General features: G+C 61.4%; 24 protein-coding genes, 1 tRNA gene and 1 pseudogene. 13 read left to right on the top strand and 13 right to left on the bottom strand.

What is annotated here, in order from left to right:
- Positions 1-71: 71 nt before the first annotated feature.
- From ACFY68_RS24545 to ACFY68_RS24560, 4 genes are all read right to left on the bottom strand, one after another.
- Positions 72-749, bottom strand: a complete 678-nt coding sequence (locus ACFY68_RS24545; RefSeq protein ID WP_012313769.1) for an NADH-quinone oxidoreductase subunit B family protein — start codon at positions 747-749, stop codon at positions 72-74.
- Between the two features lie 10 nt (positions 750-759).
- A complete protein-coding gene (locus ACFY68_RS24550) occupies positions 760-1,173 on the bottom strand; it encodes an NADH-quinone oxidoreductase subunit A (protein ID WP_003251427.1) in 414 nt (137 codons plus the stop codon).
- A gap of 943 nt (positions 1,174-2,116) precedes the next feature.
- Entirely contained in the window at positions 2,117-3,442 is a 1,326-nt protein-coding gene (gene aceA, locus ACFY68_RS24555) for an isocitrate lyase (RefSeq protein WP_016488214.1), read from the bottom strand.
- Positions 3,443-3,933: 491 nt separating this feature from the next.
- Positions 3,934-4,668: a secretin N-terminal domain-containing protein gene (locus ACFY68_RS24560; RefSeq protein ID WP_387532845.1), complete on the bottom strand. Its 735-nt coding sequence runs from the start codon at positions 4,666-4,668 to the stop codon at positions 3,934-3,936.
- A 277-nt stretch (positions 4,669-4,945) separates the two neighbouring features.
- Between ACFY68_RS24560 and ACFY68_RS24565 the strand changes: the two genes are divergently transcribed.
- Positions 4,946-6,388, top strand: a complete 1,443-nt coding sequence (locus ACFY68_RS24565) for a SulP family inorganic anion transporter (RefSeq protein WP_387532848.1) — start codon at positions 4,946-4,948, stop codon at positions 6,386-6,388.
- Positions 6,389-6,518: 130 nt separating this feature from the next.
- On the opposite strand, the gene fusA is transcribed toward ACFY68_RS24565, so the two are convergent.
- Positions 6,519-8,630, bottom strand: coding sequence for an elongation factor G (gene fusA, locus ACFY68_RS24570; protein WP_346612867.1), 2,112 nt, complete (start codon positions 8,628-8,630; stop codon positions 6,519-6,521).
- A gap of 73 nt (positions 8,631-8,703) precedes the next feature.
- Entirely contained in the window at positions 8,704-9,129 is a 426-nt protein-coding gene (locus tag ACFY68_RS24575; protein ID WP_387532851.1) for a hypothetical protein, read from the bottom strand.
- 169 nt (positions 9,130-9,298) lie between these two features.
- On the opposite strand from ACFY68_RS24575, the gene ACFY68_RS24580 reads away from it, so the two are divergent.
- Positions 9,299-9,601, top strand: a complete 303-nt coding sequence (locus ACFY68_RS24580) for a hypothetical protein (RefSeq protein ID WP_387532854.1) — start codon at positions 9,299-9,301, stop codon at positions 9,599-9,601.
- 3 nt (positions 9,602-9,604) lie between these two features.
- Here ACFY68_RS24580 and ACFY68_RS24585 read toward each other — a convergent pair whose 3' ends face one another.
- On the bottom strand, positions 9,605-10,849 hold the full coding sequence (locus tag ACFY68_RS24585) for an aspartate aminotransferase family protein (protein WP_387532857.1): 1,245 nt from the start codon (positions 10,847-10,849) through the stop codon (positions 9,605-9,607).
- Positions 10,850-10,954: 105 nt separating this feature from the next.
- A complete protein-coding gene (locus tag ACFY68_RS24590; protein ID WP_387532860.1) occupies positions 10,955-11,851 on the bottom strand; it encodes a LysR substrate-binding domain-containing protein in 897 nt (298 codons plus the stop codon).
- Between the two features lie 253 nt (positions 11,852-12,104).
- Between ACFY68_RS24590 and ACFY68_RS24595 the strand changes: the two genes are divergently transcribed.
- The 3 genes from ACFY68_RS24595 to ACFY68_RS24605 all read left to right on the top strand — a co-directional run bounded on the left by ACFY68_RS24595 (position 12,105) and on the right by ACFY68_RS24605 (position 14,862).
- Positions 12,105-13,487 carry an amino acid permease gene (locus ACFY68_RS24595; RefSeq protein ID WP_387532863.1) on the top strand — a complete coding sequence of 461 codons (1,383 nt, stop codon included), beginning with the start codon at positions 12,105-12,107 and terminating at the stop codon, positions 13,485-13,487.
- Positions 13,488-13,590: 103 nt separating this feature from the next.
- The gene (locus ACFY68_RS24600) at positions 13,591-14,091 is read left to right on the top strand and encodes a PaaI family thioesterase (protein ID WP_387532866.1); all 501 of its coding nucleotides are present in this window, start codon (positions 13,591-13,593) and stop codon (positions 14,089-14,091) included.
- A gap of 75 nt (positions 14,092-14,166) precedes the next feature.
- Positions 14,167-14,862: a glutathione S-transferase N-terminal domain-containing protein gene (locus tag ACFY68_RS24605; protein ID WP_387532868.1), complete on the top strand. Its 696-nt coding sequence runs from the start codon at positions 14,167-14,169 to the stop codon at positions 14,860-14,862.
- A gap of 115 nt (positions 14,863-14,977) precedes the next feature.
- Here ACFY68_RS24605 and ACFY68_RS24610 read toward each other — a convergent pair whose 3' ends face one another.
- Positions 14,978-16,594: an inorganic phosphate transporter gene (locus ACFY68_RS24610; protein WP_387532871.1), complete on the bottom strand. Its 1,617-nt coding sequence runs from the start codon at positions 16,592-16,594 to the stop codon at positions 14,978-14,980.
- Positions 16,595-16,722: 128 nt separating this feature from the next.
- Between ACFY68_RS24610 and ACFY68_RS24615 the strand changes: the two genes are divergently transcribed.
- From ACFY68_RS24615 to ACFY68_RS24650, 8 genes are all read left to right on the top strand, one after another.
- A complete protein-coding gene (locus ACFY68_RS24615) occupies positions 16,723-17,109 on the top strand; it encodes a DUF488 domain-containing protein (protein WP_387532874.1) in 387 nt (128 codons plus the stop codon).
- The gene (locus ACFY68_RS24620) at positions 17,099-17,548 is read left to right on the top strand and encodes a GNAT family N-acetyltransferase (protein WP_387532876.1); all 450 of its coding nucleotides are present in this window, start codon (positions 17,099-17,101) and stop codon (positions 17,546-17,548) included. Before ACFY68_RS24615 ends, ACFY68_RS24620 begins: the two co-directional genes overlap by 11 nt.
- A 120-nt stretch (positions 17,549-17,668) precedes the next feature.
- Entirely contained in the window at positions 17,669-18,058 is a 390-nt protein-coding gene (locus tag ACFY68_RS24625) for a helix-turn-helix domain-containing protein (RefSeq protein WP_346612877.1), read from the top strand.
- Between the two features lie 63 nt (positions 18,059-18,121).
- Positions 18,122-18,760, top strand: a complete 639-nt coding sequence (uvrY, locus tag ACFY68_RS24630; RefSeq protein WP_346612878.1) for a UvrY/SirA/GacA family response regulator transcription factor — start codon at positions 18,122-18,124, stop codon at positions 18,758-18,760.
- 6 nt (positions 18,761-18,766) lie between these two features.
- Positions 18,767-20,590, top strand: a complete 1,824-nt coding sequence (uvrC, locus tag ACFY68_RS24635) for an excinuclease ABC subunit UvrC (protein WP_346612879.1) — start codon at positions 18,767-18,769, stop codon at positions 20,588-20,590.
- 33 nt (positions 20,591-20,623) lie between these two features.
- Entirely contained in the window at positions 20,624-21,184 is a 561-nt protein-coding gene (pgsA, locus tag ACFY68_RS24640) for a CDP-diacylglycerol--glycerol-3-phosphate 3-phosphatidyltransferase (protein ID WP_346612880.1), read from the top strand.
- Positions 21,185-21,247: 63 nt separating this feature from the next.
- A tRNA-Gly gene (locus ACFY68_RS24645) sits at positions 21,248-21,323 on the top strand.
- Between the two features lie 229 nt (positions 21,324-21,552).
- On the top strand, positions 21,553-21,744 hold the full coding sequence (locus tag ACFY68_RS24650) for an Arm DNA-binding domain-containing protein (protein WP_387532880.1): 192 nt from the start codon (positions 21,553-21,555) through the stop codon (positions 21,742-21,744).
- A 252-nt stretch (positions 21,745-21,996) separates the two neighbouring features.
- On the opposite strand, the gene ACFY68_RS24655 is transcribed toward ACFY68_RS24650, so the two are convergent.
- The 4 genes and pseudogenes from ACFY68_RS24655 to ACFY68_RS24670 form a co-directional block, all read right to left on the bottom strand.
- Positions 21,997-22,905 (bottom strand): methyltransferase, encoded by a 909-nt coding sequence (locus tag ACFY68_RS24655; RefSeq protein ID WP_387532883.1) that lies wholly within the window; start codon positions 22,903-22,905, stop codon positions 21,997-21,999.
- A 616-nt stretch (positions 22,906-23,521) separates the two neighbouring features.
- Entirely contained in the window at positions 23,522-24,199 is a 678-nt protein-coding gene (locus ACFY68_RS24660; RefSeq protein ID WP_387532885.1) for a DsbA family protein, read from the bottom strand.
- Positions 24,184-24,432: pseudogene (locus ACFY68_RS24665) on the bottom strand (hypothetical protein); the annotation flags it as partial. The gene ACFY68_RS24660 and the pseudogene ACFY68_RS24665, both read right to left, overlap by 16 nt.
- Positions 24,314-24,664 (bottom strand): hypothetical protein (locus ACFY68_RS24670; RefSeq protein ID WP_387532888.1); only part of this gene is annotated, 351 nt, incomplete at its 5' end. The pseudogene ACFY68_RS24665 and the gene ACFY68_RS24670, both read right to left, overlap by 119 nt.

Below are 24,664 nucleotides of genomic sequence, written 5' to 3' on the forward strand. Positions count from 1 at the left end.
TCGCTTTGGGTCAACGTTAAGAATGAAGCCAGGCCGCCGGCTCCAGGGGGAGCGGGCGGCAGGTCGCTGGATCAGACTTCGTCGGGGCTGCGCAGGTTGGTTACTGCAATGCGCTGCTCACGACGCAGGTCTTTCTGGGCGGGCATCTCGGCACGGTAAATACCTTGATCACCAACAACCCAGGAAAGCGGGCGTCGTTCTTGGCCGATCGACTCCTGCAGCAGCATCAAGCCTTGCAGGAAAGCCTCAGGGCGTGGCGGGCAGCCAGGCACATAGACGTCCACGGGGAGGAACTTGTCGACCCCCTGAACGACCGAGTAGATGTCGTACATGCCACCGGAGTTGGCGCACGAACCCATGGAGATGACCCACTTCGGCTCGAGCATCTGCTCGTAGAGGCGCTGAATGATCGGCGCCATCTTGATGAAGCAGGTACCAGCGATGACCATGAAGTCGGCCTGACGCGGCGAGGCCCGGATGACTTCGGCGCCGAAGCGGGCGATGTCGTGGGGCGCCGTGAAGGCCGTGGTCATTTCCACGTAGCAGCAGGACAGGCCGAAGTTGTACGGCCAGAGGGAGTTCTTGCGACCCCAGTTGACCGCTCCACGCAGCACATCTTCGAGTTTCCCCATGTAGATGTTCTTGTGGACCTGGTCCTCTAGCAGTTGGTCGGTGACGGTTTCCCGTTCACCTACCGGGTACTGCTCGTTAGGCGCATCCGGATCGATTCTGGTGAGATTGTATTGCATTGCCAAAGCCTCATTGTTTCAGCTTCGCTTGCCGCTTGCGGCGACCTTCGGGAGCCCAATCAAGAGCACCGACGCGCCATAGGTAGACAAGACCTGCCAACAGAATTGCTATGAAAACGAGAGCTTCGACGAACCCGGTCCAGCCGCTTTCGCGGACGGACACAGACCATGCAAAGAGAAAGAGGGCTTCGATATCGAAGATCACGAACAGCATCGCGACCAGATAGAATTTGGCGGACAGGCGCAGGCGGGCGCTGCCAACGGGCAGCATGCCGGATTCGAAGGGTTCGTTCTTGGCGCGGCCCCAGGCCTTGCTACCGAGCAGGCTGGACAGGCCGAGCATGAAGGCGCACAGGCCGACGACACCCAGAAGGAAGATGGCAAAGCCCCAGTTGTGGGCGATGAGTCCTGCCGAATCGGACATGCTAGAGATCCTTATACAGAGACCCAGCTCTGCAGTCTGAAATAAGTAAAGCGGCGACGTGGTGTCGCAGGTGCAGTGACCAAATGTCGCAGCTGAATCAATCGCGCTGATTTTATGGGTAAACCCGGTGCAAGTAAAATTTCTGTCGCAAATTTATTCGTAGCATTTAGAACAAAAGCCCTTCGTAACTGGCTGAAAGCCTTGAAATTCGGGCATTGCACGCGGTTTTGTTAATTATGTTTCTTGCGACTGGTAACGAATTACAAATGTCGTAATGATAATTAATATCATTTGACCTGATGCTATGTAATTGGGCTGTTATGTGCCTTGTAAAGTTCATCTGGCGATTTGCCCTACTTGCAAATGCGAAAGACTCCTGTTCTAGCAGCTGCCGACACTGCGCGCACCGCTCTGGGTCAATACTTTATCGGTTGAGCGCTCGTGGGTCGGCGAAGGGAGCGCGGCAGGCGTCGCGTTGATGGCCAGGGAGATGGAGCCCCCAAGCATAGTCGGGATTCTGGGTTCTGCCTTTGCATGCCTTGGTGAGGGGGGGCGGGTAGGTGCTTGGCGGGAGGGGAGTGGTGCCTACGAGATCGAGCGCCGCCCGCGCGGCGCATCGCGGCTAAAGCCGCCCCTACATTTGTTGCAACGTGCCATGGCCTGATAGGCCATAGTTGTCAGCCTTGTTGGCACGACGCGATTTATCGGCTGGCGCTGCCGCCGCTCCGCCATTCTTCAGTCAGGCGCTAAGGCGAACAACCATGGCCTGGCTGGAACGGCACGTTGCAACAAATGTAGGAGCGGCTTTAGCCGCGATGCGCCGCGCGGGCGGCGCTCGATTTCATCAGCGCCGAAGATCTCAAATCTTGAGCTAAAGTGGCGCCCCAAAAAAAAGCCCAGGGTCCTCACCAACCCCGGGCCTTTCTTCTGCCGCTAGCCACTATCAGTGGAACTGCTCTTCCTCGGTCGAGCCGGTCAGGGCAGTCACCGACGAAGCGCCACCCTGGATCACGGTGGTCATGTCGTCGAAGTAGCCCGTGCCCACTTCCTGCTGGTGCGCCACGAAGGTGTAGCCTTTGCTGGCGTCAGCGAATTCCTGCTCTTGCAGCTTCACGTAGGCGGTCATGTCGTTACGGGCGTAGTCGTGCGCCAGGTTGAACATGCCGTGCCACATGTTGTGAATGCCAGCCAGGGTGATGAACTGGTGCTTGTAACCCATGGCCGACAGTTCGCGCTGGAACTTGGCGATGGTCGCGTCGTCCAGGTTCTTCTTCCAGTTGAAGGAAGGCGAGCAGTTGTAGGAAAGGATCTGGTCCGGGTATTCCTTCTTGATCGCTTCGGCGAAGCGGCGCGCTTCGTCCAGGTCCGGCTTGGCGGTTTCGCACCAGATCAGGTCGGCGTACGGTGCGTAGGCCAGGCCACGGGAGATCGCCTGGTCAAGGCCAGCGCGCACTTTATAGAAGCCTTCACGGGTGCGCTCGCCAATCACGAACGGCTGGTCGTACGGGTCGCAGTCGCTGGTCAGCAGGTCGGCGGCGTTGGCGTCGGTGCGGGCCAGGATGATGGTCGGCACGCCCGACACGTCAGCTGCCAAGCGTGCGGCAACCAGCTTCTGTACAGCTTCCTGGGTCGGTACCAGTACCTTGCCACCCATGTGGCCGCATTTTTTCACCGAGGCCAGCTGGTCCTCGAAGTGCACACCGGCGGCGCCCGCTTCGATCATGTTCTTCATCAGTTCGTAGGCGTTCAGTACGCCCCCGAAGCCGGCTTCGGCGTCAGCCACGATGGGGGCGAAGTAGTCGATGTAGCCTTCGTCGCCCGGGTTCTTGCCGGCTTTCCACTGGATCTGGTCGGCGCGGCGGAACGAGTTGTTGATGCGCTTGACCACGGTCGGTACCGAGTCGACCGGGTACAGCGACTGGTCAGGGTACATGGACTCGGCCGAGTTGTTGTCGGCGGCAACCTGCCAGCCGGACAGGTAGATGGCCTGGATGCCGGCTTTTACCTGCTGCACTGCCTGGCCGCCGGTCAGGGCACCCATGCAGTTGACGAAATCTTTGTCGGGGCGGAAGGAGGGGTGGGCACCCTGGGTGACCAGCTTCCACAGTTTTTCTGCGCCCTGGCGGGCCAGGGTGTGCTCCGGCTGCAGGGAGCCACGCAGGCGAACGACATCAGCGGCGGTGTAGGTACGGGTCACGCCTTTCCAGCGCGGGTTTTCGGCCCAGTCTTTCTCGAGGGCTGCAATTTGCTGTTCGCGTGTCAGTGCCATGGAAATAAACCTCGTCGCATCGATCTTGGGGTAATTGTGCTGATGCTCGGGTACGAATCAGGGACCTGGCGGCTGTCCTGTTCGGGGGAATGCGGCGGCGAACGCGAAGGCTCGAGGGGGAAGGAGGTACAGGCCAGGCGAAGGAGTGCTCCGGCAGGTCGGCTCGTGGTTGCCTTGCTGCGGTGCTACGCGATTGCCAGAACTGCGGTGATGCGCTTCCGTCCCTCGGGACAACTTCTTCGTTGCAGTCGCAATCCCGTCGAACCGCCTTGTGGGCCGTATAGACACGAGGCGCCTCCAGGGGTGGGAGGAGCACGCCTCGAAGGCCCTTGCCAGGGCCCCTGATTAGCGGGAGCGAGGCCATCATGCCCTTGGTAAAAAGTGCCTGTCAAATGTTTTGTAGTGCTTTTTTTTGCTTACTACATCTTTGGTCTAATGCGACTCGGCGGTCAGTTTCAAGGCCTTGGGTCGAGGCCTGGAATTGCCTGGGATTAGTCGATAAGGTCGACTTTGACACGCAGTGTCATGTTTTCACCCCGTTGCGTGCTGTACGTGTGGCTTGACGCGCTGCGGTCGGCTTGGCTCTGCTCGTTGAACCCTGCCAGGGTGATCCACTCGCCGAGCTTGCCGGTGATGGTCGTGTCGGTACTTTGCACTTTCACTACATCAGCACGTTCCTGGCTCATTCGGTCGTTATTGGTGCTTATTTGCAAACGAACCGTTTCGCCGCTAAGGCTTGGAGTCACGTAGAAACCCTGGGTAACATTGCGGTATTCGGTGTTGCTCTGGATGCGCCCATAACCATCGGTGCTACTGCTGGTGACCGGGATGCTCTGGCCAACCTGGATCAGCGCCGGCTGGCCCTCGCTGGCCTGAACCTGCTGCAGGCCGCCGTCACGGTTGCTGGTGCCATAATGGATGACGCGTGCGTTGCCGCGGTTGTCCTGGTAATTGCTGTCGTTGTTGTCGACGCTGATCAGCAGGCGCTTGGGGGCTGTGTCCAGTTGCTGCAGCAGGGCGCGAAGGTCGTCGATGCGCTCGGGGCTGGCATTGACGATCAATTTGTTCTCGAAAGCGTTGACGCTGCCGTCCTTGCCGATGAAGGATTGCGCGGCAGGCAGCAGTTCGGCGCTGCTGCGGTGCTGCAGGGGCAGCACTTCGGTAGCAGCCTGGGCGGCCAGGCTTGCAGCCAGCAGCAGTGAGGCGAAAAGGGGGCGTAGCGGCATGTCCATGATCTCCGCAGGTAGAATTTGCCATGATGTCAAAAAGGTTCAGCTTGCACTGGATGCACATCAAGGGCAGCTTTTTTATCCTGGCATTATCCGGCTAGCGACAAATTATAGTCAGCATGATGTTTGCGGATAATCTAAGGCCCTTCCCCGCTGCGCCGCGCACTCGATAATGCTCGTCAGTGCCACGGGTGATTACCTCAAGCGGTGGCTGCTGTCAGACAAATTCCGTAACATCGCGCCCCTCGATTGTTGCCGTCCCTGTAGGATCTTGATGAAACCCGCTCGCCTTCGCGCCGACCTGCTTGCCGGCCTGACCACGTCCTTCGCCCTGGTGCCCGAGTGCATCGCCTTCGCCCTCGTGGCCCACCTCAACCCGCTGATGGGGCTGTATGGCGCCTTCATCATTTGTACCCTGACCGCTCTGTTCGGCGGCCGCCCGGGCATGATTTCCGGTGCCGCCGGCTCGATGGCCGTGGTGATCGTCGCGCTAGTGGTACAGCACGGTGCGCAATACCTGCTGGCCACGGTGCTGCTGGGTGGCCTGGTGATGATCCTGTTCGGGCTGCTGCGCCTGGGCAAGCTGGTACGCCTGGTGCCTTACCCGGTGATGCTTGGCTTCGTCAACGGCCTGGCGATCGTCATCGCCCTGGCCCAGCTGGAGCACTTTAAACAGGGCGAGCACTGGCTCAGCGGCTCGCCGCTTTACCTCATGATCGGCCTGGTGGCGCTGACCATGCTGGTGGTCTACGTGCTGCCGAAGCTGACCCGCGCCGTACCGCCTGCGCTGGTGGCGATCCTTGGCGTTGGCTTGCTGGTGTACCTGCTCGACCTGCCGACCCGCACCCTCGGCGACATGGCGCACATCGCCGGTGGCCTTCCGGCGCTGGCCCTGCCGGATGTGCCCTGGAACCTGGAAACCCTGAAAATCATCGCCCCCTATGCGGTGCTGATGGCCATGGTCGGGTTGCTGGAAACCCTGCTGACGCTCAACCTCACCGACGAAATCACCGAGAGCCGCGGTTACCCGGACCGTGAGTGCGTGGCCCTGGGCGCGGCCAATATGGTCTCGGGCCTGTGCGGCGGCATGGGTGGGTGCGCGATGATCGGCCAGACCGTGATCAACCTCAGCTCCAACGGCCGAGGCCGGCTCTCGGGTGTGGTGGCGGGGGTGATGATCCTGTTGTTCGTGCTGTTCCTGTCGCCGCTGATCGAGCGTATACCACTGGCGGCGTTGGTCGGGGTGATGTTCGTGGTCGCCCAACAGACGTTTGCCTGGGCGTCCCTGCGGGTGCTGCACAAGGTGCCGGTGAGCGATGTACTGGCGATCATTGCGGTCACGCTGGTCACAGTGTTTACCGACCTGGCCACGGCTGTGCTGTTCGGCATCGTCATCGCAGCGGTGAACTTTGCCTGGCAGCATGCACGGGAGCTGTATGCCGACAGCCATGAGGATGGGGAGGGGGTCAAGCATTACCAGGTGCATGGCACGTTGTTCTTCGCGTCGGTCACACCGTTTCTCAACCAGTTCGACGCGGCAGGCGACCCGGCCAAGGTGACGTTGGACTGCAGGCACTTGAGCTTTGTCGATTACTCGGCAATTGCGGCCCTCAAGACCTTGCGCGAGCGCTATGCCAAGGCCGGCAAGCAGCTGCGGGTGGTGCACCTTTCCGAGCGCTGCAAGAAGCTGTTAAAGCGGGCTGGCGAGCAGCACTGATTTTTTTGTGGTCTGCAATGGCCCTATCGCCGGCAAGCCGGCTCCTACAGGTACAGCGCATGTTCCGAGGCATGCGCGTTACCTGTGGCAGCCGGCTTGCCGACGATCAAGGGCGCAGCCGCTCGCTTAATCACTCCCCGCGGTTTTTCTTCACGATCCCATCGGCAATGCTCGCCGGCGCCTCGGCGTACCGGGTAAATTCCATGGTGTAGCTGGCGCGGCCCTGGGTCATGGAGCGCATTGAGGTGGCATAGCCGAACATCTCACCCAGCGGCACCTCGGCGCGGATCACCTTGCCGGCAGGCGTCTCGTCACCATCCTGGATCATCCCGCGGCGGCGGCTCAGGTCGCCCATGATATCGCCCTGGTACTCCTCGGGCGTGACCACCTCGACTTTCATCACCGGTTCCAGCAGCACAGCACCCCCTTTCTGCGACAGCTGTTTGGTGGCCATTGAAGCGGCGATCTTGTAGGCCATCTCGTTGGAGTCGACGTCGTGGTAGGAGCCGTCGAACACCGCTGCCTTCAGGCTAATCAACGGGTAGCCGGCGAGCACGCCGTTTTTCATCTGCTCCTCGATGCCTTTCTGGATTGCCGGGATGTACTCGCGCGGCACCACGCCGCCGACAATTTCGTTGATGAACTCCAGGCCTTCCTTGCCCTCATCGCCAGGCGCGAAGCGGATCCAGCAATGGCCGTACTGGCCGCGCCCGCCGGATTGGCGAACGAAACGGCCCTCGATTTCGCAGGTGTTACGGATTTTTTCGCGGTAGGCTACCTGCGGCTTGCCAATGTTGGCCTCGACGTTGAATTCACGGCGCATGCGGTCGACGATGATGTCTAGGTGCAGCTCGCCCATGCCGGAGATGATGGTCTGGCCGGTTTCCTCGTCGGTGCGCACGCGGAACGATGGGTCTTCCTGGGCCAGCTTGCCCAGGGCAATGCCCATTTTCTCCTGGTCGGCTTTGGTTTTCGGCTCCACGGCCACGGAGATTACCGGGTCGGGGAAGTCCATGCGCTCGAGGATGATCGGCTTGTCGATGTCGCACAACGTGTCGCCGGTGGTGACATCCTTCATGCCGATCAGTGCGGCGATGTCGCCGGCGCACACGTCCTTGATCTCAGCACGCTGGTTGGCGTGCATCTGCACCATGCGGCCGATGCGTTCCTTCTTGCCCTTGACCGAGTTGAGCACGGCATTGCCGGAACTGAGCACGCCTGAGTACACCCGGGCAAAGGTCAGAGTGCCGACGAACGGGTCGGTGGCAATCTTGAAAGCCAGGGCCGAGAAGGGCTCTTTGTCGTCGGCGTGGCGCTCCAGGTGCTTTTCTTCGTCGTCCGGGTGGGTGCCCTTGATAGCCGGGATTTCAGACGGCGCGGGCAGGTAGTCAATGACCGCGTCGAGCATCAGCGGTACGCCCTTGTTCTTGAACGACGAGCCGAGAATGGTCGGCACGATCTCGTTGGCGATGGTGCGCTGGCGCAGGGCGGCCTTGATCTCGTCGATGCTCAGCTCCTCGCCATCGAGAAACTTCATGGTCAGCTCGTCATTGGCCTCGGCTGCAGCTTCGATCATGTGCGCGCGCCATTCATCGGCCAGCGCCTGGAGTTCGGCGGGGATCTCTTCTTCACGGTAGCTGGTGCCGTTGTCGGCATCGTTCCAGTAGATGGCCTTCATCTTCACCAGGTCGATCTGGCCAATGAAGTTTTCTTCGCTGCCGATGGCCAGCTGGATGGGTACCGGGTGATGCCCCAGGCGCTTGTCGATCTGTTTGACCACGCGCAGGAAGTCGGCGCCCTGGCGGTCCATCTTGTTGATGTAGGCCAGGCGCGGCACGTGGTATTTGTTGGCCTGGCGCCACACCGTCTCGGATTGCGGCTCGACCCCGTCGGCGCCGCTGAACACCACCACCGCGCCATCGAGCACGCGCAAGGAGCGCTCCACCTCGATGGTGAAGTCGACGTGGCCGGGGGTGTCGATGATGTTGAAGCGGTACTTGTCGGCAAACTGCTTGGTGGAGCCTTGCCAGAAGGCCGTGGTCGCCGCCGAGGTGATGGTGATACCGCGCTCCTGCTCTTGGGCCATCCAGTCCATGGTCGCGGCACCGTCGTGCACTTCGCCCATTTTGTGGTTGACGCCGGTATAGAACAGGATGCGCTCGGTGGTCGTGGTCTTGCCGGCGTCCACGTGGGCGACGATACCAATATTGCGGTACAGCTCGATGGGCGTTGTGCGGGCCATGACGGACTACCTGCGGCTGTGCGGATTCTCCCACGGTAGCAGAGCGGGAGAATCCTGCTTTACCGCCGAGCCGTCAGTCGGCCTGGGCTTGCAGCAACCACTGGCCATCCACTTCGCGGGCCAGGCCGCTGGCCGGCAGTAGGGCCAGCAGGCGCTCGTGAAGGGTGGCATCGGTGAAGGTCTTGAGTGTGCTCAGGTCCAGCGCACCGATCAGGTTCAGGTCGGCCTTGGTGTAGGACAACCAGGCCTTTTTCAGCACCTGCGCGACATCGCTGCCGGCAGTGCTGGCGAAGCGGCGGTGCCACTGGCGCCCTTCGAACGTGAAGTTGTGCGCATGGCTATAGGCGCCCTGGTCGCTGCCTTCGGTGCAGCGGTGGCAGCGGCACGGGCCTTCGCCGAAGGCATTGCGCAGGTAGCTGTTGAAGTCCACGACGGGCTTGAGGGTCAGGCGTTTATCGACCTCGAACAGGTCGGCGATCAGGGGTTCTTCGGCGCTCACTCGGTGTCCTCGTGTGGTGTGGCGTGCATCGGTGGGCACCCTAACAGATCGGGGCGGGGGAGGCCATGTGTTGTGGCGTGCCGCCCATAAGGCCAATAGAGACAAGTGCTGGCCGCTGCCGTACTCTACGCGCCCGCAAAACAAACCCATCAATACCGAGGTAACCCGCTTGAGCAACAAGTACCCGTACACCGCCACCGTGACCATCAGCGCCGAAGACCGAGGCGGTGACACCGAGGCCTCGGAAAACCCCAAGATGCGCGTGGGCCTGGAAGCGGTGACCGAAACCCTGAAGAAGGTGCATTTCGTTGGTACGCTCGCGGCCCCCGAGAAACCGGCCACGCACATTTGCGTGACCCTGGAGAACGGCTTGACCTACTACGGCCCGATCGTCAACGGCCACGCCGAACTCGAAGGCGGCTGGATCGCCTTCGAGTCGGACATGCTCACCCCTGAAGAACTGGGCCTGTAAGCCTCAGTTCAACTCGGCCAGGCATTGCTCGAAGATATCCAACCCTTCTTCGAGCACCTCGGCCTCGATGGTCAGCGGTGCGAGCAGGCGGATGATGTGCCGCGCCTTGCCGCTGGGCATCAACAGCAAACCTTTGGCCCGCGCCGCGTCCATGACCTTGGCCAGGTGAGCCGGCGCCGGGCTGCCATCGGCATTGACGAACTCGACCCCGCGCATGGCGCCCACGCCGGTCAGGCGGCCGATGAACGGGTATTGGCCTTGCCAGCGTTCAACGCGGCTGATGATCGCCTGCTCCTGGCGTTCGCCCCAAGTGGCGACGTTGTCATCGGTCATCTGCGCCAGGCTCGCCAGGGCTGCCGCACAGGCGATCGGGTTGCCCGAATAGGTGCCACCCAGGCCGCCCTTGGGCAGCGCTGCCATCAATTCCTTGCGCCCGACCACTGCACCCAGCGGCATGCCGCCGGCAATGCTTTTTGCCAGCAGCAACAGGTCCGGCTCGATGCCCAGCCGTGGGAAGGCGAAACGCTGGCCCGTGCGGCCGAAGCCGGACTGGATTTCATCGATGATGATCAGGATCCCACGCTCGTCGCAGAAGCGGCGCAGGGCCTGGGCGAAGGCTGGGTCGAGGGCGAGGAAGCCGCCTTCGCCTTGCACCGGTTCCAAGATGAACGCCGCCACGTCCTCGACTGCCAGCTCGACGCTGAAAAGGCGGTCCATGGCCTTGAGCGCCTGTTCGCAGGTCACGCCGGTATCGGCGCTGGGGTAGGGCAGGTGGTACACAGGCCCCGGCAGTTCACCCACCCGTTGCTTGTACGGGGCGACCTTGCCGTTCAGGTTCAGGGTTGCCAGGGTGCGGCCATGAAAGCCACCGTCGAAGGCGATGATCGCCCGTTTGCCAGTGGCGCCGCGGGCGACTTTCAGCGCGTTTTCCGCCGCTTCCGCACCGCTGTTGGTGAGCATTCCGGCCAGCGGGTAGCTGACCGGGACGAACTCGCTCAAGCGTTCCATCAGTTCCAGGTACGGGCCATGGGGCGCGGCGTTGAACGCGTAGTGGGTCAGGCGGGTGGCTTGAGCCTGGATCGCCTCGACCACGGCCGGGTTGCAGTGGCCCAGGTTGAGCACACCGATACCGCCGACAAAGTCGATATAACGTTTGCCATCGGTATCCCAAACTTCGGCATTACGGCCATGGGAAAGTGTAATCGGGTGAACGACGGCAATGGATTGGCTGATACTTTCCAGATTCATGGGCACGCGGACCTTGTTCGAGTTTCTTAATATCGAAGCGCGCCGACGTGTTATTCCGCAAACGAATTATTCGATTGCGATCATTCCCTCGATTCGTGAACTTGGTCAATCTCCCTCCGCTACCCGCTCGCGGATCCACTGCACGAAGGCCCTGATCTTCGGCACTTCGGCCGCGTGCTCGGCATGGGCGATGAAGTGCCGCCCGTTGCTAGCCACCGGGTGGTCCCAGGCCACCACCAGCTTGCCTTCGCTCAACTCCTCGGCCACCAGGTAGCGCGGAATCAAGGCGATACCGCAACCAGCGATGGCCGCGCGGATACACAGGTAAAACGTGTCGAACCGCGGCCCGTGGTAGCTGTTCTGGCTGTGCAGCCCCAGCCCCAGAAACCATTCGTGCCAGGCCTCCGGCCGCGACGCGCACTGCAGCAGGCGGTGTTCGGTAAGCGCCCCGGCACTGCCGAAGCTGTGCGTGGCCAGCAGCTGCGGTGCGCACACCGGCACCACCTCCTCACTGAACAGCTCGATGCAGGTTGCCCCAGGCCAGGTGCCCTGGCCGAAAAAGAAGGCGATGTCGGCCTTGGCTTGCACCAGGTCGAAGGGCTCCAGCTCGTTGCGGATGTCCAGGTGAATGCGCGGGTAGCGGTCGCCAAAGCCCTTGAGCCTGGGCACTAGCCAGCGGGCGCCGAAGGTCGGCTGAGTGGCAATGCGCAACACTTCGGTCTCGTCGCCGTAGCTGAGGATGTAGCGGCTGGAGATGTCGATCTGGGTGAGGATCTTGTTCACCTCGGTGAGGTACAGCGCGCCGGCCGGGGTCAAGTGCAGGCGCCGGCGAATGCGCTGGAACAGCGAGTGCGAGAGCATTTCCTCAAGTTGCGCGACCTGCTTGCTGACGGCGCTCTGGGTCAGGTGCAGCTCGTGGGCGGCACGGGTGAAGCTCAGGTGCCGGGCGGCGGCTTCGAAGCACTGCAAGGCGGTGGTCGAGGGCATCAGGCGTTTGGACATGGCAGGCGCGTACCGAGCAGAAAAGGAAGAAGTTCATTCCGTATCGGAATCATGTGCTTCGAAAAGGTCGTTTGTTGACCTCGCCCTATAGATTAATACTGACCTGAGTCAACGATTACAACCGGTACTGCGAAGAGGAGGCAAGTGCACCGCCGGCGACTTCACAACAAGAAAAAAGAGCAATACGACCTACAAGAATTCTGCTCCAACTTTCAGCCGTCCGCGCGGCGGCCGACCCATTCGAGGGTTCTCCATGGCTTCGCTAGAAAACAACAAACAGCGTTCCCTGCAGCACGGCCTGACGTCCCGTCAGGTGTCCATGATCTCCATCGCCGGCATCATCGGCGCCGGCCTGTTCATCGGTTCCTCCAACGCCATTGCCACGGCCGGCCCGGCCATTCTCATCTCCTATGCCATGACCGGCCTGCTGGTGCTGCTGGTGATGCGCATGCTCGGCGAAATGGCCATCGCCAACCCCAACAGCGGTTCGTTCTCGACTTACGCCTCCGAGGCCATCGGCCCTTGGGCCGGCTTCACCATCGGCTGGCTGTACTGGTGGTTCTGGGTGCTGATCATTCCTGTCGAAGCCATTGCCGGTGCCGACATCCTGCACGCTTATTTCCCGGGCGTACCGTCCTGGCTGTTCGCCTTTCTGATCATGCTTTTGCTGTCGTGCACCAACCTGATCAGCGTGAAGAACTTCGGTGCGTTCGAGTACTGGTTTGCCCTGGTCAAGGTAATCGCGATCGTCGCCTTCATCGCGGTCTGCAGCCTGGCCGTGTTCGGCTTCTGGCCGCTGGCCGAGGTTTCGGGGATCAGCCGGCTGTGGGATAACGGCGGCTTCATGCCCAATGGTTTCGGCACGGTGCTGGGCGGTGTGCTGATCACCATTTTCTCGTTCTTCGGCGCCGAAATCGTCACCATCGCCGCTGATGAGACGGCCAACCCGAAAGACAAGATCCGCCGCGCGACCAACCTGGTGGTGTACCGCATTGCGATCTTCTACCTGGCCTCGATCTTCCTGGTGGTATCGCTGGTAGCCTGGAACGACCCAGGGCTGAAGGCGGTGGGTTCGTTCCAGCGTGTGCTGGAGGTGCTCAACGTGCCCGGCGCCAAGCTGCTGGTCGACCTGGTGGTGCTGGTAGCGGTCACCAGTTGCATGAACTCCGGCCTCTATACCGCCTCGCGCATGCTGTATTCGCTGGGCGCGCGTGGCCAGGCGCTGAGCATCACCAAGCGCATTTCCGGTGCCGGTGTGCCCACCGTGGCAGTCATTCTCTCGACCCTGGCAGGCTTTGCGGGTTGCTTCGTCAACTACGTGTTCCCCGGCAAGGTGTTCGGCTTCCTGCTGTCGACCACTGGCGCAATCGCCTTGCTGGTGTACCTGGTGATCGCGGTATCGCAGCTGCGCATGCGTGCCCGTGCAGATCGGGAAGGGCGGCCGCTGGAGCTGAAGATGTGGCTGTTCCCCTGGCTGACCTGGCTGGTGATCGGCACCATCGTGATGGTCCTGGGCTACATGCTGTTCAGCGATGCCTACCGTTATGAAACGCTGATGACGGCCGGCGTGACCTTGTTCATCCTGCTGGTTTCGTTCACCCAGCGGCGCGGCAGGGTGGTTGCGCAGACGGCGTGAACCACGAGGGGCGCCTGGCGCCCCTTTGTCATTGGCGCTGACAAGAAGCGGCGCTACCATCACAGCTTGCATTCCTTCCCATTCCAACAAGCACAGGAAGCGTATGAACGAACAAGCTCTGTCTCTGCAGGCCTTGGCCGCACCTGATGGTATTTGTTACGGCTGCGGTTGTGCCCACCCCAGCGGGCTACATGTGCAAAGCCATTGGGACGCCGATGGTATTCACCTGCTGTGCCGGCACACACCTGATGGCACGTTTACCGGCTGGCCCGGCCTGGTTTATGGCGGGCTGCTGGCGATGCTGGTCGACTGCCATTCCAACTGGACTGCCATGGCCTATCACTACCGGGCCGAAGGTCGCGAAGCAGGCAGCCTGCCGCGCATTGATTGCGTCACTGGCAGCCTTGGCCTGAACTACCTCAAGCCCACCCCCATGGGCGTCGAGCTTCTGCTCAAGGCGCGAGTGGAAGGCGAAGTCGGGCGCAAGACACGGGTGGTGTGCGAAGTATGGGCGGGGGATGTGCTGACTGTCAGCGCCGATTCCGTATTCGTTCGTGTGGACACCGAGAAGCTCAAGCTCAAGGCGCATGGCCACCCGGGCTGATGAAAGGCAGGTGATGGTCAGCCGCCGGGGATGTCCACTAAAGTGACAGTTTCATCCATCCGGCACAGGTTGACCATGACCGATCTCAGCGCATTCCCCGTCACCCGCAAATGGCCCGCGCAACACCCCGAGCGCCTTCAGCTCTACTCGCTGCCCACGCCCAACGGCGTCAAGGTTTCGATCATGCTGGAGGAGATCGGCCTGCCCTACGAGCCGCACAAGGTCAGCTTCGACAACGATGACCAGATGAGCCCCGAGTTCATCTCGCTCAGCGCCAATAACAAGATCCCGGCGATCCTCGACCCCGATGGCCCGGGTGGCAAACCGCTGCCGTTGTTCGAGTCCGGCGCGATCCTGCAATACCTGGCGGAAAAGACCGGGCAACTGCTCAGCCAGGATCCGGCTACCCGCTACCAGACCATTCAGTGGCTGATGTTCCAGATGGGCGGCATCGGGCCGATGTTCGGCCAGGTGGGCTTCTTCCATTTCTTTGCTGGCAAGGCATACGAAGACAAGCGCCCGCGGGATCGGTACGTCAACGAATCGAAGCGCTTGCTTGGCGTGCTCGACCGGCATCTGCAAGGCCGGCAGTGGGTGGTCGACGAGTACAGCATTGCCGACATTGCCATCTTCCCTTGGGTGCGCAACCTGGTCGAACGCTACAACGCCCGTGAGCTGGTGGGGTTCGATGAGTTCAAGCAAGTGCAGCGCGTGCTGGCCACATTCCTGGAGCGGCCGGCCGTTCAGCGTGGCCTGAAAATCCCGGGCTGAGGCTCGCAGTTCGGGCGCTATCGCCGGCAAGCCGGCTCCTACAGGTCCAGCGCAGCCCTCAAATACTGCGTCACACCAGTGGGAGCCGGCTTGCCGGCGATAGGGGCTGACCTGATCAGAACATCTGGTTCAGAAGCCAGTACAGGCTACCCGCCAGCAACATCGCTGCCGGCAAGGTCAGCACCCACGCCATCAGCAAGTTGATCAACGTACGCTTCTGCACGCCCGAGCCGTTGGCAACCATGGTCCCGGCCACCCCTGAGCTCAGCACATGGGTGGTCGACACCGGCAGCCCGAACATGTCTGCTGCACCAATGGTGCACATCGCAACCACTTCAGCCGACGCACCCTGGGCATAGCTCAGGTGGGTCTTGCCGATCTTCTCGCCCACCGTCACCACGATGCGCCGCCAGCCGACCATGGTCCCCAGCCCCAGGGCAATCGCCACAGCCACCTTCACCCACAACGGAATGTAGCGCGTGGCGTCGTCCAGCTGGGTCTTGAACAGCTGCACATGGCTGCGGGTGTCGGCGTCGAAGGCCACCAGCTGGTGCTTCTCGATCAGGCGGATGGCTTCGCTGGTCAGGTACATGTCGTTGCGCACGTTGGCCATGGCTTCGGCCGGTACGCGCTTGAGCGAGCCATAGCCCTTGACCTCTTCACCGATCATGCCGGTGAGCGCTGCAAGGGCTGGCACCAGTTGCGGGTTGCCCTTGGGCTCGGTGATAAACAGGGTAAGCACCTGGCGAGGGTCTGCCGGTAATGGTTGCGGGTCGCTGCGCACCAGTGCCTGGCGGGTGACTTCGGCCACGGCAGAGAACTGCAGCGCCTGCTCACTGGGCATGGTCTTGTTCAACGCGTAGGCCATGGGCAGCGTACCCACCAGGATCAGCATGATCAGCCCCATGCCTTTCTGCCCATCGTTGGAGCCATGGGCGAACGACACGCCGGTGCAGGTCAGGATCAGCACGCCACGGATCCACCACGGCGGGGGTGTCTGGCCTTGCGGTGCCTGGTACAGTTCCTTGCGTTTGACCAGTGCACGCAGGGCGAGCAGCAGCAAGGCTGCGCAGGCAAAGCCGATCAGCGGCGAGAACAGCAGGGCGTAGCCGACCTTGCTGGCCTGGCCCCAGTCCACCCCGCTGGTACCGTCACGCCCATGCATCAGTGCATTGGCCACGCCAACCCCGATGATCGAGCCGATCAGGGTGTGCGAGGAAGACGCTGGCAAGCCCAGCCACCAGGTGCCCAGGTTCCAGATGATTGCAGCAAGCAGCAGGGCAAAAACCATGGCAAAGCCGGCCGTGGAGCCCACTTGCAGTATCAGCTCCACCGGCAGCAGGGCAATGATGCCGAACGCCACCGCGCCACTGGAAAACAACACCCCCAGGAAATTGCACAGCCCGGACCAGACCACGGCCACCGGTGCTGGCAACGAGTGGGTGTAGATCACCGTGGCCACGGCGTTGGCGGTATCGTGGAAGCCATTGACGAACTCGAAACCCAAGGCAATCAGCAAGGCCAGGCCCAGCAGCAGAAACGGCGTGACTGTGGTGATCACGGTGCCGCTGGCGCTGACATCCTGCTTCAGGCTCCAGGCGGTGTAGGCGATGCCGGCCATAAGCAGGCTGAAGAACAGAAGCAGGGTGGCACGCCCGGGTTTGTGTGAGAGCTGCGGGCGGGCATCGCGTTGGGCCAGTTGCGGCTGGCTGGCCAGTGACGGGGTTGCCATGGGGGCTCCGATTGGCGTCGGGCGAAGGTGCCGAAGGCTGTCAGCATAGAAACAAATCGTTACTGGGACGTGACCTCGGTCAATGGATTACCTAGGCTCAAGACGAGTGGTAAGGGCAGGAGCAACCGATGATTCGCTGCAAGCGTGTCTACGACGCGGTCGACCAGTGCGATGGCCAGCGTGTGCTGGTGGACCGCCTGTGGCCACGCAATAAACGCAAGGAAGACCTGCACGGGCAGTGGTTGCGCGAGGTCGCGCCTTCGAACGCCTTGCGCAAGGCGTTCCACCAGGGCGAGGTGGATTACATCGGCTTCGCCCAACGCTACCAGCAGGAGCTCGCGGCGCATCCCGAGCACTGGTATTCATTATTGGACCTGGCAGCCAAGGGAGACCTCACATTGCTGTATGCCAGCAAGGACATCGAGCACAACCATGCCCAGGTATTGGCCGCCTGGCTTGAAGATGAGTTGGAGCGGCGCGGGCCTGGCAGTTCGCCGGTGTGCTATGCCCATTGATCTCATCCCCGCCACCGACCACCACCGCACCTTCGCCCGTGACCTCACTCGCCGGGCGATGCTGCCGTACTACCGGGAGTTCGACCTGTTGTGGATCGAAGAAGCATTCGATCAGGCCTGGGGGTGGCGCGAGCAGTGGCTGGTGGTCGATGGCGAAAGCGTGCTGGGGTTCTGCAGCCTCAGCCAGGACCGCCAGGCGTTGTTCATTCGTGAGCTGCACCTGTTGCCCGAGCACCGTGGGCACGGTGTCGGCGGCCAGGTATTGGAAGTGCTGGCTACCTGGGCCGCGCAACGGCGCCTGCCGCTGTTGCGCTTGATGGTGTTCAAGAGCAACCCCGCACGGCGGCTGTACCTTCGCCACGGCTTTATGGAAATGGGCGACGACGCGTGTTTTGTGCGCATGCAGCGCCAGACCGGTTGGCCGGGAGCCGCGGCTTGAGGGCGTGATGCTGGCTTGCGACGAACCCCCGCGATGGGCATAGTGACTGTGCAGTCTGCAAGTGCTCACAGGGTCGTGAGCGTTATCCGGTGACGATCAGGAAACAAGGAGAAGCGTCATATGAATGGACTCGGTCCGCGTCTTAGGGAAGAGCGTGAACGGCTGGGCATGACCCAGCGGGTATTCGGTGATATCGGCGGCGTCGAACCCAATGCCCAGGGCAAGTACGAAAGTGGCGAGCGCACCCCACGGCTTGATTACCTGGCGGCCCTTGCGGGCAAGGGCGTGGATGCGCTGTATGTGCTCAGCGGTATGCGTACGCCTGCGCCGCTGGAAAGCCTGTCGGCGGAAGAAGCCGGCCTGCTGGGCGCTTTTCGGCGCTTGCCGGTGGCCGATCAGGCTGCCTTGTGGCATTTGCTGGGGCGCCTGGTGGGCGAGGGGGGTAGCCGTGAGGTGTCGCGGCCTCAGCGCTTGGAACGTCAGACGTTTCTGTCGGAAGTTTTACGCTAGGTCCACCTTGAAAAATTTTGTTAAGGTGGCGGGATCCAATCGCCCTGTTGACGAGGTGTCTGCTTGATTAGGGTCCTAGTGGTCGATGACCACGATCTGGTACGAACCGGTATTACACGCATGTTGGCCGACATCGACGGCTTGCAGGTGGTGGGTGAGGCGGATTCGGGCGAGTCGGCGCTCAAACAGGCCCGAGAGCTCAAGCCGGATGTCGTGCTGATGGACGTCAAGATGCCTGGGATCGGCGGCCTGGAAGCCACCCGCAAACTGTTGCGCAGCCACCCCGATACCAAGGTGGTTGCGGTCACCGTGTGCGAAGAAGACCCGTTCCCCACGCGCCTGATGCAGGCCGGTGCGGCCGGTTACCTGACCAAGGGCGCGGGCCTGGACGAAATGGTCCAAGCCATTCGTCTGGCGTTTGCCGGGCAGCGCTATATCAGCCCGCAGATCGCCCAGCAGCTTGCGCTCAAGTCGTTCCAGCCGCAGGGCTCGCCCTTCGACGCGTTGTCGGAGCGGGAAATCCAGATTGCCCTGATGATCGTTGGCTGCCAGAAAGTGCAGATCATCTCCGACAAGTTGTGCCTGTCTCCCAAGACCGTCAATACTTACCGGTATCGGATCTTCGAAAAACTCTCGGTCACCAGCGACGTCGAACTGACCTTGCTGGCCGTTCGCCACGGTATGGTCGACGCAAGCCTGTAAAACCTCATGTCCCAAATCTTTGATGCCAGCGCATTCCTGGCGACCTGCAGCGGTCGCCCGGGCGTTTACCGGATGTTCGACGCCGAGGCTCGGCTGCTCTATGTGGGCAAGGCCAAGAACCTCAAGAAGCGTCTGGCCAGCTATTTTCGCAAGGCCGGCCTGGCGCCGAAAACCGCCGCGCTGGTGGCGCGTATCGCCCAGGTCGAAACCACCATCACGGCTAACGAAACCGAAGCGCTGCTGCTTGAGCAGAACCTGATCAAAGAGTGGCGGCCGCCGTACAACATTCTGTTGCGCGACGACAAATCCTACCCGTATGTATTCCTGTCTGACGGCCAATTCCCACGTTTGGGCATTCACCGCGGTGCGAAAAAAGCCAAGGGCCGATACTTTGGGCCATACCCCAGCGCCGGCGCCATCCGCGAAAGCCTCAGCCTTCTGCAGAAGGCCTTCTCGGTGCGCCAGTGCGAGGACAGCTATTACGCCAACCGCACCCGGCCCTGCCTGCAGTACCAGATCAAACGCTGCAAGGGGCCGTGCGTCGACCTGGTGGCCGCCGAAGAGTACGCCGAGGACGTGCGCCACTCGGTGATGTTCCTCGAAGGCCGCAGCCAGCAGCTGGGCAACGAGCTCAACGCCGAGATGGAAAAGGCCGCCATGGCCTTGAACTTCGAGAAAGCGGCCGAACTGCGCGACCAGATCGCCCTGTTGCGCCGGGTGCAGGACCAGCAATACATGGAAGGCGGCTCTGGCGATGTCGATGTGGTTGCCGCCTTCGTCAACCCAGGTGGTGCCTGCGTGCACTTGATCAGCGTGCGCGGCGGGCGCGTGCTGGGTAGCAAGAACTTCTTCCCCCAGGTGGGCATCGAGGAGGAGGTGGCCGAAGTCATGGCGGCCTTCCTGTCCCAGTACTATCTGGGCAACGCTGAGCGTGAATTGCCGGGCGAGTTGATCGTCAACGTGGTGCACGAGGACTTCGCCGCCATCAGCGAGGCGCTGCAGACCCTGCGCGGCCGCGAGCTGACCATCAGCCACCGGGTGCGCGGCACGCGCGCCCGCTGGCAGCAACTGGCGGTCACCAACGCCGAGCAAGCGCTCAATGCCCGCCTGGCCAACCGCCAGCACATGGCTGCGCGCTTCGAGGCCCTGGCCGAGGTGCTGGGCCTGGATGAAGTGCCACAGCGTCTCGAATGCTACGACATCAGCCATTCCAGCGGCGAAGCCACGGTGGCCAGTTGCGTGGTGTTCGGCCCGGAAGGCCCGCTGAAGTCCGACTACCGCCGCTTCAACATCGAAGGTGTGACCGCTGGGGACGACTACGCCGCCATGCGCCAGGCCTTGATGCGCCGATATGGGCGCATCAAGGACGGTGAGGGCAAGTTGCCCGATGTACTGCTGGTGGACGGCGGCAAAGGCCAGTTGAACATGGCCCGCGAAGTGATGCAGGAGCTGGCCTTCACCGACCTGACCCTGCTCGGCGTGGCCAAGGGCGTTACCCGCAAGGCCGGTTTCGAAACCCTGTACCTTAACGATGTGGCCCACGAATTCACCCTCAAGGGCGACAACCCGGCGCTGCACCTGATCCAGCAGATCCGCGACGAAGCCCACCGTTTTGCCATCACCGGCCACCGCGCCCGCCGTGGCAAGGCCCGGCGCGTGTCCAGCCTGGAAGACGTTGCCGGGGTAGGGCCCAAGCGCCGCCGCGACCTGCTGAAACATTTCGGTGGCCTGCAAGAGCTCAACCGCGCCAGTATCGATGAAATCGCCAAAGCCCCCGGCATCAGTAAAAAGCTTGCCGAGTCGATTTATGCCAGCCTGCATAGCGAGTAGAATGCCGGGCTCAACCCGCAGCCAGTCGTACCGATGAATATTCCAAACCTGCTCACCGTTCTACGCGTCCTGCTCATCCCGATTTTCATCCTGCTGTTCTATGTGCCCTATCACTGGAGCTACATGGCCGCCAGCACGGTGTTCGCCATCGCCGCCGCCACCGACTGGCTGGACGGCTACCTGGCGCGTCGCCTGCAGCAGAGCACGCCGTTCGGTGCCTTCCTCGACCCTGTGGCCGACAAGCTGATGGTCGCCGTGGCGCTGGTGCTGCTGGTGCAGGTACACGCCAACTTCTGGCTGACCCTGCCGGCCGCCGTGATCATTGGCCGTGAAATCGTCGTGTCGGCGTTGCGCGAATGGATGGCCGAGCTGGGGGCGAGGGCGCACGTCGCGGTGTCCAACCTGGGCAAATGGAAAACCGCAGCGCAGATGCTGGCGCTGGTGATCCTGCTGGCCAACCCGCCGGCGGTGACGTTCTGGGTCATTCTCGGTTACGGCCTGCTGCTGGTGGCTGCCGCGCTGACGCTGTGGTCGATGGTGCACTACCTGCTGGCGGCCTGGCCGCACCTGCGCGAAGGTTCTGAGCAAAAATAAAACTTTTTTGAATCAAGGGGTTGACGCCGTTTTAGATGTTGCTAGAATGGCACCCATCACGACGCGGGAATAGCTCAGTTGGTAGAGCACGACCTTGCCAAGGTCGGGGTCGCGAGTTCGAGTCTCGTTTCCCGCTCCAAATATCGATCTACAGAGTTCCATGGAAGCCTGTAGATCATTGAAAATAGACGCTTCGGCGTCTTTTTTCGTTCCAGCGCAATCTGCCTGAATCCACCAGCAGCCACGAAATTTAAGTACATTTTTAAGTACAGCGATTTCGGGTAGTTGGCGTAGCGGATTGATAGCTGAGCTGGGCCTTGGGCATCGATATACATCTCCTCGATCTTACGAGACCGGGAGATGTACGCATGCCATTGATCGATACCGCTGTCCGCCAGGCAAAGCCCACTGGCAAGAATTACACCTTCAAAGACACCGCTGGCCTTGCACTGTTCGTCGGTGCCAAGGGCGCCAAGCAGTGGCACTTTCATTTCTATTGGTTGGGCAAGCAGGCCCGCATCTCGTGTCTATCCCGCCGTCAGCCTCAAGGAAGCTCGTGAAGCCCGCGCCAAGCAACGGCTTTGGTCGCTCAGGGGGTCGATCCCCGTGCCAATCGACGTGAGGTTCCTCTGGAGGCCTGTTCAGCGTCCGAGAATTCCTTTCGTTCAGTCTTCAACGACTGGGCGAGCGTGGATGCCCGCGATTGAATCAGGTACGCAGAATCGAAACCTCAAACAATAGGTGCAGGGAGGTTTCGTATTGTTGTCAGCATTCTATTGCCCCGCCGGAACCAGCAGGGCAACAGTGGACGTTCAGGGTTTGACCGATGTTGTCGAGCAGAGCGACATCGTAGGCAGGTTTTCAGACGTGAGGTCGAACTGAGTGTCTTCGGCGGGCGTGAACAACATGCGCATGGCCCCCTTTGCCTCCGATTCGATGTGCGGCGTGTGGTCAACGGCTTTGACAACCAGCGAGGTGACACTGGCTTGTTCGCGGTGATGGTCTATCAACTTGGTCACCTTATCCTCGGTCGCCGGCGTTTCTGCTCGATCGATCACCGTCAGGATGCCGCCCGAACGAAGAACCCGATCTGCCACTTCATAGACGTTGTTCTGCACGAAAATGCGGTGCTCGCGAGCGGTGGGCATAGACGCCAGGTTGACAGCGATGTTATGCCCGCGCGCATTGTGGGTGCCAAGCAACCAGCAGGCAACGGCGTCGAATTTGGGCTGCTGCTCGAGCCAGCTCTCCAGCTTGGGATCATTCAAGGCATCGCCTTCGATCAGCAGGCAATCAGCCTGAGGCACATTGTCGATTTCGTTGTAGATCAGCCGATAGGCATTCTCATCCAGGCTTTCGGGCGTTTCCCGGGCGATGATGGCTACGGAGTAGCCGTTCTCAGCCACAAGGCGCTGGGTGGCCGCAATGCAATGGGGGTTTTCTTCGACGCAGACGACGGTGTGCCCCTGTTTCAGCAGGGCCAACGTGGAGTAGCCGACACCGCAGCCGATCTCCAGGGTTCGCGGATAGCCGTTCAGGCGGTCGGCCATCCAGGTGTAGTGACCTTGGTCCAGATGGCCCTTGGAATTCACACCCCAGTTCTTGATGTAGTCCTTACGAAAACGGTTGAGCTGATACAGGGCGGGTGGGAGCAACGTTGTGCTACCGCGCTTGGCTTTGGCCTTTTTGCTGTCGCGTCGTTTCTTGCTGTTGATGCTCATGGGCGTTCCCTGTCCTGATGGGTAGGCCGTTTATGTTAAGAGGTCAGCGAGTGCGAGGCGTTAAACACGGTGTTTTCGCGGCCAGTAAAGTGTAAGTGGGCGTGTATGACTGCAGGGGAATCGCGTCATCGAAGTATCAGTGCGGCCAGGGAACAGGCCGCGAAGAGGGCTCTCTGAGATTCGCGTTCTCTTGGGCCGGGCGATCCAGTGCCGCCCTGAAAGCTCAGCCTGAGGATGGTCCAGCAAGAGTGGGCCGTTGTCGAGCAATGTCCGTTGTGCGGCCCGGCAGGCGCTTCTGAGCACAGGCAGCCAGGGCCGCTCGACGCAGCATCGCGTGCTGTTCGGCGGTCAGTGCCAGATTCAAGTGCACGGTTTGCGGCATGGCGGGTCTTCGATCGGACGAGCATAGAAGCGTTAGCACAATGCCGTGGCAGAGTGCTAGCGCGAGAGCATTCAGTGCTCGAATAGGAGTGTGGCATGGAACCTCCAGGGACGAGAGGGAGGTTGCGCACCAAGGGGCTGAAACCCCATTGGGAAAGGACGTGTTGGCCCGGATAGGGCAGGGAGGAAAGCGTTCAACACCGCAACGCGGTGTCGTAGCCGTGACAAACGTGGGCTACCTGGGCATGTCGCTGACAACGTCAGCAGGCATCTCAGCAATATCGGGTGCGCTCAACAGGTCCACCGCTGACAGCAGGGCATCGGGTTCGATGGGGCCCTGCAAGATCACGGTGTGTCGGGTGTGATTGTCGATCAGGCGCAAGCTCGGTATGGCGTTCAATCCGTTCTGCGCGGCTTCCGCTTTCTGGGTGGCCACGGTTTGGCTCACCTCTTCACCCGCCAGGCAGTGTTGTAGGCTTGGCGTCGAACCGGGATATGTGGTGCCGGTAGCCAATCCCCGGCCGTTACCTTGCGTGTGCACATAGACCCAGACTACCGCACCCCAGAAGCCTTCACGGCCTTCGAGCTGGCCCACGCATTCAACCAGCCGCGCTTCGCGACTGGCCGCAGGCTGGTGCTGCGGCAGAGGCAAGTGGTGCCAGGCCAGGTTGACGTGGTCATTGGTGACGATCCAGCGCTGCAGCTGTGGCAGGTAGATGCGGCAATGTGGGCATTCGAGGTCTGCGTAGGGGGTGATCGTAAAGCGTGCTTCGGGGTTGCCATATATCCACGGCGGGCTGTCATTGGCGGCGGAGCGAAAGGGTAGCGGTAGCCACCAGCACAGTGCCAAACCCGCGACAGCGAGCCAACCGCAGGTCCATTTCAGGTTGTGCGCGGTCATCCGTTTGCGCATGGTGTCGCTCCTGACAGTTCCAGATTAAAGGGCTCGATGCCGCGCGCACGGTCGATGTCTTGGGCCATGCGGATCGCCGCATCCAGTTCGCTGATGCCGTGTTGCTGCATAAGCCTATGACGCGCGGCTTTTTCCTGCGGTTCCGTCATTGCCAACGCCAGGTACAGGCTGGGTGGCACGGCACGAAACAGCAGCTCCATCGACTTCGACAGAATCACACTGTTGGACGGCTTGCAGTTGCTCGTTGAGGTCGTAGCCGTAACGGTTGCGTCCCGAGTAGCTCTTGCCGGTGTGTGGCAGGTCATTGAAGCACCCGATGATCCGTTCGAGATGCGCGCTCTCATCGTTGGCAGCGTTGGTCATGCCACGACGCTGGGTCTGGGTCAGTACCTCGGCAATCAGGTTGTCGCTGGCATCGTAGCGATAGGCCTTGTCCAGCAGCGGCAGCACTTCAACAGGGGCGTC

This window comes from Pseudomonas sp. NPDC012596 (assembly GCF_042902325.1).
GTDB lineage: Bacteria > Pseudomonadota > Gammaproteobacteria > Pseudomonadales > Pseudomonadaceae > Aquipseudomonas.